The 13535-nt window shown below is 69.2% G+C and carries 12 protein-coding genes; 7 read left to right on the top strand and 5 right to left on the bottom strand.

Annotated features, from left to right (window positions below):
- Positions 1-29: 29 nt before the first annotated feature.
- Positions 30-863: a posphoenolpyruvate synthetase regulatory kinase/phosphorylase PpsR gene (gene ppsR, locus HIR79_RS08895; protein WP_119023659.1), complete on the top strand. Its 834-nt coding sequence runs from the start codon at positions 30-32 to the stop codon at positions 861-863.
- Here the strand turns inward: ppsR and HIR79_RS08890 are convergent.
- The 3 genes from HIR79_RS08890 to HIR79_RS08880 all read right to left on the bottom strand — a co-directional run bounded on the left by HIR79_RS08890 (position 860) and on the right by HIR79_RS08880 (position 5246).
- Positions 860-2065 (bottom strand): CaiB/BaiF CoA transferase family protein, encoded by a 1206-nt coding sequence (locus HIR79_RS08890; protein ID WP_169958061.1) that lies wholly within the window; start codon positions 2063-2065, stop codon positions 860-862. The genes ppsR and HIR79_RS08890 overlap by 4 nt on opposite strands.
- A 170-nt stretch (positions 2066-2235) precedes the next feature.
- Complete coding sequence (locus HIR79_RS08885) at positions 2236-3417, bottom strand: acyl-CoA dehydrogenase (protein ID WP_169958060.1); 1182 nt, start codon at positions 3415-3417, stop codon at positions 2236-2238.
- A 350-nt stretch (positions 3418-3767) separates the two neighbouring features.
- On the bottom strand, positions 3768-5246 hold the full coding sequence (locus HIR79_RS08880) for a metal-dependent hydrolase family protein (protein WP_169958059.1): 1479 nt from the start codon (positions 5244-5246) through the stop codon (positions 3768-3770).
- Between the two features lie 169 nt (positions 5247-5415).
- Between HIR79_RS08880 and HIR79_RS08875 the strand changes: the two genes are divergently transcribed.
- The 3 genes from HIR79_RS08875 to HIR79_RS08865 all read left to right on the top strand — a co-directional run bounded on the left by HIR79_RS08875 (position 5416) and on the right by HIR79_RS08865 (position 8428).
- Positions 5416-6303 (top strand): NAD(P)-dependent oxidoreductase, encoded by an 888-nt coding sequence (locus HIR79_RS08875; protein ID WP_211620992.1) that lies wholly within the window; start codon positions 5416-5418, stop codon positions 6301-6303.
- 76 nt (positions 6304-6379) lie between these two features.
- The gene (locus tag HIR79_RS08870) at positions 6380-7234 is read left to right on the top strand and encodes an AAA family ATPase (protein ID WP_169958057.1); all 855 of its coding nucleotides are present in this window, start codon (positions 6380-6382) and stop codon (positions 7232-7234) included.
- Between the two features lie 3 nt (positions 7235-7237).
- Entirely contained in the window at positions 7238-8428 is a 1191-nt protein-coding gene (locus HIR79_RS08865) for a vWA domain-containing protein (RefSeq protein ID WP_169958056.1), read from the top strand.
- A 22-nt stretch (positions 8429-8450) separates the two neighbouring features.
- On the opposite strand, the gene HIR79_RS08860 is transcribed toward HIR79_RS08865, so the two are convergent.
- The gene (locus HIR79_RS08860) at positions 8451-9023 is read right to left on the bottom strand and encodes a helix-turn-helix domain-containing protein (protein ID WP_169958055.1); all 573 of its coding nucleotides are present in this window, start codon (positions 9021-9023) and stop codon (positions 8451-8453) included.
- Between the two features lie 104 nt (positions 9024-9127).
- Here HIR79_RS08860 and HIR79_RS08855 point away from each other — a divergent pair, with 104 nt between their 5' ends.
- Positions 9128-10396, top strand: coding sequence for a benzoate/H(+) symporter BenE family transporter (locus tag HIR79_RS08855; RefSeq protein WP_169958054.1), 1269 nt, complete (start codon positions 9128-9130; stop codon positions 10394-10396).
- A gap of 32 nt (positions 10397-10428) precedes the next feature.
- Here the strand turns inward: HIR79_RS08855 and HIR79_RS08850 are convergent, their stop codons facing one another.
- A complete protein-coding gene (locus tag HIR79_RS08850) occupies positions 10429-10881 on the bottom strand; it encodes a hypothetical protein (RefSeq protein WP_169958053.1) in 453 nt (150 codons plus the stop codon).
- Positions 10882-11123: 242 nt separating this feature from the next.
- Between HIR79_RS08850 and HIR79_RS08845 the strand changes: the two genes are divergently transcribed.
- Together HIR79_RS08845 and HIR79_RS08840 are read left to right on the top strand one after the other, a co-directional pair.
- Complete coding sequence (locus tag HIR79_RS08845) at positions 11124-12845, top strand: proline--tRNA ligase (protein WP_169958052.1); 1722 nt, start codon at positions 11124-11126, stop codon at positions 12843-12845.
- Positions 12846-12858: 13 nt separating this feature from the next.
- Positions 12859-13512, top strand: coding sequence for a lytic transglycosylase domain-containing protein (locus HIR79_RS08840; RefSeq protein ID WP_249322294.1), 654 nt, complete (start codon positions 12859-12861; stop codon positions 13510-13512).
- The last annotated feature ends 23 nt before the right edge of the window (positions 13513-13535 follow it).

The following is a 13535-nucleotide window of genomic DNA, read 5'->3' as shown; positions in this document are numbered from 1 at the left end:
TTCCATTCACTTGCTGCGACGACACCGACATGACCCGTACCGCCTTCTTCATCTCCGATGGCACCGGCATCACCGCCGAGAGCCTGGGCCGCAGCCTGCTGGCACAGTTCGAGAACGTCGAGATCCGCATGGTCACCAAGCCCTACATCGATTCGGTCGAGAAGGCCATGAACCTGGTGGAGGTGATCAACGGCACCGCGGTGCACGATGGCGAGAAGCCGATCATCATCGACACCATCGTCGACAGCGCCATCCGCGACGTGATCCGCCAGGCCGAGGGCTTCAAGGTCGACATCTTCTCGACCTTCCTGGAGCCCCTCGAGCAGGAGCTCGCCACCCGCTCCAGCTACAGCGTGGGGCGCACCCACGCCATCGGGCAGGACGAGGTCTACATGGACCGCATCCACTCGGTGCACTTCGCCCTGGACAACGACGACGGCGCCCGTACCCACCAGTACGACAAGGCCGACGTGATCCTGGTCGGGGTCTCGCGCTGCGGCAAGACCCCCACCTCGCTCTACCTGGCGCTGCAGTTCGGCGTCCGCGCCGCCAACTACCCGCTCACCGAGGATGACCTCGACGAGGATGGCGTCCTCAAGCTGCCGAAGGCCCTGGCGCCCCACCGCCACAAGCTGTTCGGGCTGACCATCGACCCGCGCCGGCTGGCGGCGATCCGCCACGAGCGCCGGCCCAACAGCCGCTACAGCTCCATGGACCAGTGCATGCAGGAGGTCGGCCAGGCCGAGGGGCTCTATCGCCAGCTGCATATTCCCTTCATCGACACCACCCGCTTCTCGGTGGAGGAGATCTCCACCCGCATGATCGCCGAAATGGGCCTGACCCGCCGTTTCTCTCCCCGCTAACGTACCACCCCTGCCCGTCTCAGCCGGGCGATATCGTCCGGCGTCAGCCCCATCCCAGCCAGGATGGCATCGCTGTCCTGGCCGAGGCGCGGCGGCGCCACCTCGCTGGTGGCGGATTCGCCATCGAAGCGCAGGGGGTTACCCACCTGGGGGACCTCAAGCTCGCCCCGCCTGAGGGTGCGGCGCATGGCGCGGTGCTGCACCTGGGGGTCGTCGAACACCTCGGTGAGGGTGTTGATGGGCCCGGCGGGAATGCCGCGCGCCTCCAGCTCGGAGAGCCACTCGTCCCGACCGCGGGTCATCAGGATCGCCTGGATCATCGGCACCAGCACCTCGCGGTTGCCGACCCTCGCCGCGTTGGTGGCGTAGGCCGGGTCATCGGCCCACTCGGGGTGGCCGAGCAGGCGGGCGAAGCGGGCGAACTGGGCGTCGTTGCCCACGGTGAGCACCAGGTGACCATCGGCGCAGGCGAAGGCCTGGTAGGGGACGATATTGGGGTGGGCGTTGCCGTGGCGTTCCGGGTCGCGGCCCGAGACCAGGGCGTTGAGGGCCTGGTTGGCGAGCGTCGCCACCTGGACATCGAGCAGGGCCACGTCCACATGGCGCCCGACCCCGGTGCGCTCACGCTCCTGCAGCGCCGCCAGCACCCCCACGGTGGCGTAGAGCCCGGTCGTGACGTCGGTGATCGCCACGCCGGTCTTCATCGGCATGCCGTCGGGCTCGCCGCCGAGGCTCATCAGTCCGCCCATGGCCTGGATCATGAAGTCGTAGCCGGCGCGGTGGGCGTAGGGTCCCTCCTGACCGAAGCCGGTGATGGAGCAGCCGATCAGCCGCGGGTTGAGGGCCCTGAGGCTCGGGTAGTCGAGGCCGTACTTGGCAAGCCCGCCCACCTTGAAGTTCTCCAGCAGGATATCGGCGCCCTCGGCCAGCCGGCGCACCAGCGCCTGGCCCTCCTCGGTGGCGATATCCACGGCCAGCGACTGCTTGCCACGGTTGGCGCAGAGGTAGTAGGCAGCCACCTGCTCCAGGGCATCGCCCTCGGCCAGCCACGGCGGCCCCCAGCCCCGGGTGTCGTCGCCGCGCTCGGGATGTTCGATCTTGATCACCCGGGCGCCCAGGTCGGCGAGCAGCTGGCCGGCCCAGGGACCGGCCAGCACCCGCGACATGTCGAGCACCGTAATGCCTTCCAGCGGTCCGCTCATCTTGACTCCTTACAGAGCGTGTAGCCTACGGGGCTGTTCCGGCGACAAGCCTGCGAGGAGGCGCTGTGAATACCTCCCTGTACGCTACCGATTCCTTCCCTGGAATCGGACCTCCTCTTCGGCTTGCCCCCGGCGCCCCTTGTGATGGGCAACGTTGCAGCTGCCGCGGATCAGCCGGTAAATGCCTGCAGGCCAGTCTGGGCGCGCCCCAGGATTAGGGCGTGGACGTCGTGGGTCCCCTCGTAGGTGTTGACGGCCTCGAGGTTCATCACATGGCGAATCACGTGGTACTCGTCGCTGATGCCGTTGCCGCCGTGCATGTCGCGGGCCACCCGCGCGATGTCCAGCGCCTTGCCGCAGTTGTTGCGCTTGATCAGCGAGATCGCCTCGGGCACTAGCTGGCCGTCGTCGATCATGCGACCCACGCGAAGCGCCGCCTGCAGGCCCAGGGTGATCTCGGTCTGCATGTCGGCGAGCTTCTTCTGGATCAGCTGGTTGGCAGCCAGCGGGCGGCCGAACTGCTTGCGGTCCATGGTGTAGTCGCGTGCCGCATGCCAGCACGCCTCGGCCGCGCCCATGGCGCCCCAGGCGATCCCGTAGCGGGCGCGGTTGAGGCAGGAGAACGGGCCCTTGAGGCCGGTCACATTGGGCAGACGCTGGTCGTCGGAGACCTCCACGTCCTGCATGGCGATCTGGCCGGTGATGGAGGCACGCAGGCTGAACTTGCCCTCGATCTTGGGCGCGGTGAGGCCCTTCATGCCCTTCTCGAGGATGAAGCCGCTGATGACGCCCTCGTCATCCTTGGCCCACACCACGAAGACGTCGGCGATGGGAGAGTTGGTGATCCAGGTCTTGGTGCCGTTGAGGCGCCAGCCGCTGTCGGTGCGAGTGGCACGGGTGACCATGCCGCCCGGGTCGGAGCCATGGTCGGGCTCGGTGAGGCCGAAGCAGCCCACCCACTCGCCGGTGGCCAGCTTGGGCAAGTACTTCTCGCGCTGGGCCTCGCTGCCGAAGGCGTGGATGGGGTACATCACCAGGCTCGACTGCACGCTCATGGCGCTGCGGTAGCCGGAGTCGACCCGCTCCACCTCGCGGGCGACCAGGCCATAGCTGACGTAGTTGAGGCCGGCGCAGCCGTAGCCGTCGATGGTGGAACCCAGCAGGCCGAGCTCACCCATCTCGTTCATGATCTCGCGGTGGAAGATCTCGTGGCGGTTGGCCTCCAGCACCCGGGGCAGGAGCTTCTCCTGGCAGTAATCGTGGGCGGTCTGGTAGACCATGCGCTCGTCTTCGCTGAGCTGGTCGATCAGGCGGAAGGGGTCTTCCCAGGTGACGGGGGTGATCTGGCTCATGGAGAGGGCTCCGTGGGTTGGCGATGGGTAATTTCTACATTTTCAACAAATGTAGACTACGAGCGCCCACCTGCCAAGCATAAAAAAGGCCCCCCGAAGGGGGCCAGGTGGAGCACGCCAGCTCACTCGTCGATCGCCAGGTGGTTCAGCGATCATGCCTAACACATTGCGAACGGCGGGCCAGATCCTTAATCACTCATTATATATCAATAGGTTATTGAATTAACGCCCTGGCAGGGAGGGGAAACGCACCCTCAGACGCCATGCCGCACTGCACCATCCGGGCGCCCCACAGGCGCGAAATGCGCCATGGCGAGGCAGGGGCCCCGGGTAAGAAGCGCCGGCCATCCTCAACCCTCCCCCAGGCGATCCTTGTAGATGCGCCCCCCCTTCATGATCAGGCGCAGGTTGCGCTCCGGGTCATTGAGGAAGTCGAGGTCGCGGCTCGGGTCGCCGTCGACCACCAGCAGGTCGGCCAGGGCGCCGGGCTCAATACGCCCGATAGTGCCGGGATAGGGGTTGCGCGGCCCCGAGAGGGCGAGCAGCTCGCCGTTGCGCCCGGTGGCCATGGCCAGCACCGTCAGCGGGTCGTAGAAGCGGGTGAGCTTGGCCAGGTGGCGCAGCTGGTTCGGCGTGTTCTGCGGGCTGAAGAGGATATCGGTGCCCCAGGCCGTCCTGACATCGAACCGCTGGGCCATCTCGTAAGCGCGCACCGTGCCCTCGGCCACCTGGCGCTGGGACTCGCGGCGCGCCGCATCGGGATAGACGTTGGCATCCTCGTCCTGCAGGAAGGGCTGCAGGCTCCACCAGGCGCCCTCCCCGGCCATCATGCGCACGCTCTCCTCGTCGGCCAGCTGGCCATGCTCGATGGAGCGCACCCCGGCCCTCAGGGCGCGCTGGATCCCCCGCGGGGTATAGACGTGCACCATCACGTAGGTGCCCCAGTCCTCGGCGGCCTCCACCGCGGCGCGCAGCTCGCGCTCGGTGAACTGGGTGCTGTCCAGGGGATCGTAGGTGGATGCCACCCCGCCGCCGGCCATCAGCTTGATCTGGGAAGCGCCGAGCATCAGCTGCTCCCGGGCGCGGCGCAGCACCTCGGCCTCGCCGTCGGCGATCGCCGCCACCCCCTGGCGCTCCTGCTCGCTGAGCGGCGTGGCGGTGCCGCGGGGCACCTCGTGGCGCAATCGGAAATCGCCATGGCCCGACGTCTGGGAGATCATGGCGCCGGCGGGATAGATCCGGGGCCCGGCCACGATGCCCTCATCGATGGCGCGCTTGAGCGCAAACGAGGGACCGCCCACGTCGCGCACGCTGGTCACCCCGCGCATCAGGGTGCGCTCCGCCTCCCGGGCCGCCACCAGGTGCACATAGCCCACATCGGCGGTCATCGCCGCCACCTGGGTGATGCCGGCCAGGGTGGTGTGCCAGTGGGCGTCGATCAGCCCCGGCATCAGCACCTGCCCGCCGCAGTCGATCACCTCGGCGCCCTCGGGGTCGGCGTCACCGGGCAGCAGCGCCGCAATGCGCCCCGCCTCTACCCGCACCGCCACATCGTCGCGCAGCGGCGCCCCGCTGCCGTCGAACAGACGCAGGCGGGTCAGCAGCAGCGGACCCTCGCGCTCCTTCGGCGCCTCCCCCACCGCGGAGGGGGCGTGCAGGCCGGCAAACAGCGCCATGACGGCGGCGGTTCCGCCCAGGAAGTGGCGGCGGCTGATCTCCGCCATCATGCGCTCGTGGAAGCACTGGAGCAGCGGCGAGCCGCAGCAGCAGGCCCCGTGAGCGTGGGCGTGAAGCCCTGCGAGGTGAGTGGGTTGAAGCGGCTGAGGCATGACGGGTTCCTTCAACATGGCGCTGCGCGGCCGGTTAGCGCCCACGCGGTTACCGTTTGACACTAGCGCGCTCTTCTGGCCGCAGCCAGCCCCGTTCGCGGCCGATGCGCTTGATGCCGTCGGCTCGGATCGCACATTCTGCATGCTTTCCTTTTACGGAGAGCACCGCGTGACGAATTCCCAACTCGGCTTTATCGGGCTTGGCCTGATGGGCGACCCCATGACCCGCCGGCTGCTGGAGGCCGGCTTCGATGTGACCGTCTGGAACCGTACCCCCGCCAAGGCCGAGTCGCTGGGCCAGGCCGGCGCCCGGGTGGCCGCCAGCGTCGGCGAGCTGGTGGCCAGCGTGGAGGTGGTGATGCTCTGCCTGGCCAATACCGCCGTGGTGGAGCAGGTGGTGTTCGGCGAGGGCGGCGTGGCGGCGCATGGGCGCCCGGGCCAGACCCTGATCGACCTTTCCAGCAGCGACCCGGCGGCCACCCGCGACTTCGCCGCCCGGCTCGAGGCGCAGTGCGGGATGCGCTGGATCGACTGCCCGGTCTCCGGCGGCGTGGCCGGCGCCGAGGCCGGCAGCCTGGTGATGATGGCCGGCGGCGAGGCGGACGCCATCGACGCCATCCGCCCGGCCCTCGCCCCCATGGCGGCTCGGGTCACCCATATGGGCCCGGTGAGCGCCGGCCAGGTCACCAAGGTATGCAACCAGATGGTGGTGGGCTGCCAGGCCGCGGTGCTCGCCGAGATGGTGGCGCTGGCCGAGGCCAGCGGCGTGGAGGCCACCCGCCTCGTCGAGGCGCTCTCCGGGGGCTTCGCGGACTCCAGACCCTTCCAGATCCTCACCCCGCGCATGGCGACGAGCGACTTCGCCGACCCGCCCTGGCACCTGCGCACCCTGCTCAAGGACCTCGATCTGGCGGTGGCCCAGAGCCAGCGCAGCGGCAGCGCCACGCCCATGAGCGCCCTCGCCGCCCAGCTGATGCGCGCCCATGCCACCCGCGGCCACGCCGAGCACGACCCGGCGATCCTGGTGGAGGCCTACCGCCCGAAGCAGCGGGAGTGATTTGTCGCCATCGCCGCCCTTCCGTACACTTGTTCGAATATCCCCACTCCTGACGATCTGCCGAGGCACACACTCCATGGCGTTTGATTCCACTGCGACCTATGTCGCCACCGAGGCCCTGAAACAGGCGGTCAACGCCGCCGTGACCCTGGAGCGCCCGCTGCTGATCAAGGGCGAGCCGGGCACCGGCAAGACCCTGCTGGCCGAGGAGCTGGCCCGCTCTCTCGGCACGCGGCTGATCACCTGGCATATCAAGTCCTCCACCAAGGCCGCCCAGGGGCTCTACGAGTACGACGCGGTGAGCCGCCTGCGCGACTCCCAGCTGGGCGTCGAGGGCGTGGAGAACGTCGCCAACTACATCAAGCCCGGCAAGCTGTGGGAGGCCTTCACCGCCGACGAGCGGGTGGTTCTGCTAATCGACGAGGTCGACAAGGCGGACATCGAGTTTCCCAACGACCTGCTCCACGAGCTGGATCGCATGGCGTTCCACGTCTACGAGACCGGCGAGACCGTGACCGCGCGCCACCGCCCGATCATCGTGATCACCTCCAACAACGAGAAGGAGCTGCCCGACGCCTTCCTGCGCCGCTGCTTCTTCCACTACATCGAGTTCCCCGACCGGGCGACCATGCAGGCCATCGTCGACGTGCACTTCCCCGACATCGCCCCGAAGCTGGTGGGCGAGGCGCTGGAGGTGTTCTTCGAGCTGAGGGAGGCCCCGGGCCTCAAGAAGAAGCCCTCCACCTCGGAACTGGTGGACTGGCTGAAGCTTCTGATGGCCGACGAGCTGGCCCGAGAGGCGCTCTACCACCGCGACCCGGTGAAGGCGATCCCGCCGCTGGCCGGAGCGCTGGTCAAGAACGAGCAGGATACCCAGCTGCTGGAGCGACTCGCCTTCATGCTGCGTCGCCAGGGCAACCAGAGGCGCTGACCCATGTTTATCGGCCTGTTCGAGACCCTGAAGCGCGCCGGGGTGCCGGTGTCGCTGCGCGAGCTGCTCGATCTCCACGCCGCGGTGGAGCGCGGCGTGGTGTTCGCCGACATGGAGGCCTTCTACCAGCTGGCACGCACCGTGATGGTCAAGGACGAGCGCCACTTCGACCGCTTCGATCGCGCCTTCGCCGCCTGGTTCGAGGGGCTCGAGAACCTGGATGCCGCTATCGAGGCGCTGATCCCGGACGACTGGCTGCGCCGGGAGTTCGAGAAGCAGCTCTCCGAGGAGGAGAAGGCGCAGATCGAGTCCCTGGGCGGGCTCGAGAAGCTGATCGAGACCTTCAAGCAGCGCCTCGAGGAGCAGAAGGAGCGCCACGCCGGCGGCAACAAGTGGATCGGCACCGGGGGCACCAGCCCCTTCGGCGCCTACGGCTACAACCCCGAGGGCATCCGCATCGGCCAGGAGGGCTCCCGCCACCGCCGGGCGGTGAAGGTGTGGGACGAGCGGCGCTTCCGCGACTACGACGACTCCCTGGAGCTTGGCACGCGCAACATCAAGATGGCGCTGCGCAGGCTCAGAAAGTTCGCCCGTCAGGGAGCGGCGGAGGAGTTCGACATCGACGCCACCATCCGCGAGACCGCGCGCGACGCCGGCCTGCTCAACGTGCAGATGCGCCCGGAGCGCCACAACGCGGTAAAGGTGCTACTGCTGCTCGACGTGGGCGGCTCCATGGACGACCACATCCGCACCTGCGAGGAGCTCTTCTCCGCGGCACGCTCGGAGTTCAAGCACCTGGAGGCCTACTACTTCCACAACTGCCTCTACGAGGGAGTGTGGCGCAGCAACTCACAGAGCCAGTCGCGGCGCCACACCGAGCGCATTCCGACGATGGACGTGCTGCACACCTACGGCGAGGACTACCAGGTGGTGATCGTCGGCGATGCCGCCATGTCGCCCTATGAAATCACCCACCCCGGCGGCAGCGTCGAGCACTTCAACGACGAGGCCGGCGCGGTGTGGCTCAGGCGCCTGGTCGACAAGTTCCCCCGCCTGGCCTGGCTCAACCCCATGCCACGGCGCGCCTGGGAGTTCACCCACTCCACCCAGCTGATCCGCCAGCTGATCGACGACCGCATGTACCCCATGACCCTCGAGGGGCTGGAGAACGCCATGCGGGACCTGGCCCGCTAGCGGCCATCGGTGCCCGCGGCCACTAGAGGGCCTCCCCCGCGGCGGCCCCGGGCAGGTAGTGGATCACGTCATGGAAGCGCAGCGGCACCTCCCCGAGGCTGCGCATGACGTGGTGGCAATCCGCCTGGAAGCGCAGCGCCTCGCCGGGCCGCAGCCGCTGCTCCTTCGCCTCGCCCAGGGTCAGGCCCAGCTCCCCTTCCAGCACCACGATGTGCTCCACCACCCCTGAGGCGTGGGGCGAGGACTCGCTCGCCGCGCCGGGGGCCAGCGCGATCTCGAACATCTCGAAGCCCAGCAGGGGGTCATAGGGAAAGATCACCGTCGCCTGCATGCCCACGGCGTCGCGCCCCCAGCGCGTCTCGCCGGCGGGTCCCGCCTCGCTGCCCGGCGCCCCGAACAGCGACGAGAAGGAGACCGAGAAGCCGCTGGCGATCTTCCACAGCGTCGACACCGTGGGGCTCGACTCGCCCCGCTCGATCTGCCCGAGCATCGCCTTGCTGACCCCGGTGGCCCGAGCGGCCGCCTCCAGGCTCCAGCCCCGCGCCTGGCGCAGGGCCTTGAGCCGCTGCGCGATATGAGTGGCGATCTCCTGCATGGAGAATCCTCCCGAAACGACTTGTGCGCTATAACGCACGATGGTAGGGTGCCGCCTATTGTACGTCATAACGCACGGCCGGCGACAGCCGGGAGGAGCCCGAGATGATCGAATACCGCGATACCCCCGTGACGCGGGACGCGCCGACGCGCTCGGTATGGCGGGACTTCAGCGCCTCCACGCTGGTCACCGGGCTGGTGGCGGTGCTGGTGGGCTACGGCAGCTCGGCGGTGATCATCTTCCAGGCCGCCGAGGCCGCGGGCGCCAGCGACGCCCAGATCGGCTCCTGGCTGTGGGCGCTGGGCATCGGTATGGGGCTCACCTCTCTGGGGCTGTCGCTGCGCTACCGGATGCCGATTCTCACCGCCTGGTCGACCCCGGGCGCCGCCCTGCTCGCCACCAGCCTGCCGGGCGTGCCCATGGAGCAGGCGATCGGGGCCTTCCTGTTCTCGGCAGCGCTGATCACCCTGTGCGGGGTGACCGGCCTGTTCGGCGCCCTGGTGAAGCGCATCCCGCCGGCGCTGGCCGCCGCGCTGCTCGCCGGCGTGCTGCTGCGTTTCGGTATCGAGCTCTTCGCCACCCTGGCCACCGCCTGGCTGCTGCCGTTGGCCATGCTGGCCAGCTACGTGCTGGGGCGACGCTTCGCACCCCGCTACGCCATCGTGCTGGTGCTGCTGGTGGGGGTCGGCCTCACCGCCGTGCAGGGGGAGCTAAGCCTTGCCGGAGTGAGCCTCGCCCCGACCCTGCCGGTCTTCACCGCCCCGGCCTTCTCGCTCGCCACCCTGGTCGGTGTCGGGATCCCGCTCTTCGTGGTCACCATGGCCACCCAGAACCTGCCGGGCATCACGGTGCTGCGGGCCGCCGGCTACCGGCCGCCCACCTCACCGCTGATCGGCTGGACCGGGGCGGCCACCCTGGGCCTCGCCCCCTTCGGCGGCTTCGCGCTCAACCTGGCGGCGATCAGCGCCGCGGTGTGCATGGGGCGGGAAGCCCACGAGGATCCGTCGCGGCGCTACACGGCGGGCGTGGCAGCCGGCGTCGGCTACTTGGTGCTGGGAGTGTTCGGTGCCACGGTGACGGTTCTCTTTGCGGCGCTGCCGGGCGCGCTGATCGCCGCCCTGGCCGGGCTCGCACTGCTCGGCACCATCGGCAACGGCCTGGCCGCGGCGATGGCTGACGAACGCCAGCGCGATGCGGCCCTGGTGACCTTTCTCTTCACCGCCTCGGGGGTCACCCTGCTCGGCATCGGGGCCGCTTTCTGGGGGCTGGTGGCGGGGATGGCGGTACTGTGGCTCGGTGCCGCCCGGCGACCCGCCGGGCGCGCTCACACGAAGGAGAGGGTGAGCCAGGATGAGCAGGCAGCGACCGGCTGAGCCCTACGCAAGCCGCCGCCGGGGGTGTCCGATCAGGCCTCGCCGTCGGTGGCGGTGCCGAGCCGCGCCTCGTCGTCGATGCCGGCCATGCGCACCAGGGCCAGCGCCTCGTCCAGGCTCGCGACCTCCTCGACCATCATCAGCTCGCTGTCCAGGCTCACCTCCTTGCCAGTCTTCTCGGAGAGCAGCCGCTCCAGGGAGGCGACGTCCATGCCCTCCTCCAGCCGCATGGCATCCACGCCGGCCGAGGTGTGCCCGCTGGGCAGGTAGATGGTGCCGTTGGAGAAATCGACCGCGTAGGCGACCACGCCGGGGACGATGAAGAAGAGCAGGCCGACGCCGTTGGCGATCGCCACCACCGGGTCGATGCGACCGCTCACCTGGCCCTTGCGCTCGGGGTGGAAGACGGTACCGCAGCCCACCAGGGCGGTGACGGACACACCAAGGACCAGGCCGGTCAGGCCGCGACGGAGAGCGGGAGTCATGCGGAATTCTCCATGGAAGAAGGGAACCGTGGCGCCGAGCGAGGACATGCGTGGCTCGGCATCGCCTGACAAACCAGCGAGAGTCTACCACACCCCGCCCGCAGGCCCAGTCGCGGGAAAACCCGACGGGTGACGCCCTTTTCACGGTCGTTTTTGCCGCCTCCCGCGCTTGGCCGTACAATGCGCCCATTCGCCGCCACGACGGCGGCCCGCCATCTGCCGACCGAGGAACCCCGGGACCCATGCGCGCCACTCAACTGCTGATCGCCACCCTCAAGGAAACCCCCGCCGACGCCGAGGTCATCAGCCACCAGCTGATGCTGCGTTCGGGAATGATCCGTCGCCTCACCTCCGGCCTCTATACCTGGCTGCCGGTGGGCCTGCGCACCCTGCGCAAGGTCGAACAGATCGTGCGCGAGGAGATGGACCGTGCCGGCGCCCAGGAGGTGCTGATGCCGGCGGTGCAGCCGGCCGAGCTGTGGCAGGAGTCCGGCCGCTGGGAGCAGTACGGGCCTGAGCTGCTGCGCCTCAAGGACCGCCACCAGCGCGACTACTGCGTCGGCCCGACCCATGAAGAGGTGATCACCGATCTCGTGCGCCGCGAGATCGCCAGCTACAAGCAGCTGCCGGTCAACTTCTACCAGATCCAGACCAAGTTCCGCGACGAGATTCGTCCGCGCTTCGGGGTGATGCGCTCCCGCGAGTTCATCATGAAGGATGCCTACTCCTTCCATGTCGACGAGGCCTCCCTGAAGGAGACCTACCAGGCGATGTACGATGCCTACACCCGCATCTTCACCCGCCTGGGCCTCGAGTTCCGCCCGGTGCTGGCCGACTCCGGCGCCATCGGCGGCGACCGCTCCCACGAGTTCCACGTGCTGGCCGACTCCGGTGAGGACGCCATCGTCTTCTCCAGCGACTCCGACTACGCCGCCAACATCGAGAAGGCCGAGGCGCTGCCGGCGCCGCTGGGCACCACCCCCGAGCGCGCCGCCCCCACCGAGGAGCTGCGCCTGGTCGACACCCCCGATGCCCGCACCATCGCCGCCCTGGTGGAGCAACACGGCCTGCCCATCGATAAGACCATCAAGACGCTGATGGTCCACGCCGCCGAGGGCGGCCTGATCGCCCTGCTGGTGCGCGGCGACCATGAGCTCAACGCCATCAAGGCCGAGAACCTCCCGGAGGTGGCCGAGCCGCTGACCATGGCCAGCGAAGAGGAGATCCGCGCCGCGGTGGGCGCCGGGCCCGGCTCGCTGGGCCCGGTGGGCCTCGAGATGCCGATCATCGTGGATCGCAGCGTGGCGCTGATGAGCGACTTCGGCGCCGGCGCCAACGTCGACGGCAAGCACTACTTCGGCATCAACTGGGAGCGCGATGTCGCCCTGCCCCAGGTCGCCGACCTGCGCAACGTGGTGGAGGGCGACCCCTCCCCGGATGGTCGCGGTATCCTCTCCATCAAGCGTGGCATCGAGGTGGGCCACGTCTTCCAGCTGGGCCGCAAGTACAGCGAGGCGATGGACGCCAACGTGCTCGGCGACGAAGGTCGCGCCCTGCATCCCTGGATGGGCTGCTATGGTATCGGTGTGACCCGGGTCGTGGCCGCCGCCATCGAGCAGAACCACGACGAGGCCGGCATCATCTGGCCCGACGCCATCGCGCCCTTCCAGATCGCGCTGGTGCCGATGAACGCCCACAAGTCGCAGCGAGTCCGCGAGGAGTCCGAGAAGCTCTACGAGACGCTTACCGCCGCCGGCTTCGAGGTGCTGCTGGATGACCGCGACCTGCGCCCGGGCGCCAAGTTCGCCGACCATGAGCTGATGGGCCTGCCCCACCGCCTGGTGGTCGGCGATCGTGGCCTGGACAAGGGTGAACTGGAGTACAAGGGACGCCGTGACAGCGATGCCACCATGGTACCGGCCGAGCAGATCCTCGACTTCCTGCGCGAGCGCATCAGCCCCTGACGCGCGCCGCCGCGTGAAGCGCGCCATCGCGCTCGCCGCGCTCTGCCTGGCCGCCGCCTCCACGGCGGCGGCCAGCGACGACAGTTTCCTGGCCGCCCTGGACGCCGACCGACGTCCCCTGGTGGTCCAGGCGCTGCCCCCCACGCCCGCCTCCCTGCGCACCACCCTCGACGCCAGCCTCGCCACGCCCCGCGACCCGACCGAGATCTGGGCGGCTCGCCAGTGGCAGAGCGCCATGGCGCCCTCGCTGGCACGCTTCGTCAAGGACGAGGCGCTGCGCGGCGAGCTGCTGCAGCGGGTCTACCTGGAGGCGCGCCTGGCCAACCTGCCGCCGGAGCTGGTGCTGGCGGTGATCCAGGTGGAGAGCGCCTTTCGCGCCGACGCGGTCTCCTCCGCCGGGGCCGTGGGCCTGATGCAGATCATGCCCTTCTGGATCCGCGAGCTGGGCCTGCCCGCCGACGACCTCAAGGACCCATGGCGCAACCTGCGCTACGGCACCACCATCCTGGCCCACTACCTGGCGGTGGAGCGCGGCGACTTCACCCGGGCGCTGGCCCGCTACAACGGCAGCCTGGGCCAGACCTGGTACCCGGAGCGGGTGATGCGCGCCTGGCAGCGCCACTGGCGCGGGCCCGCGGAGAACGGACGGGTCACCGTGCAGCGCTGACGCTGCAACGCCCCCGCAGCAAG

It is taken from the genome of Halomonas sp. PGE1, assembly GCF_013000985.1.
Lineage (GTDB): Bacteria > Pseudomonadota > Gammaproteobacteria > Pseudomonadales > Halomonadaceae > Halomonas > Halomonas alkalicola.
The sequence above is the reverse complement of the archived record's forward strand: the minus strand, read 5'-3'. Positions and strand labels throughout refer to the sequence as shown.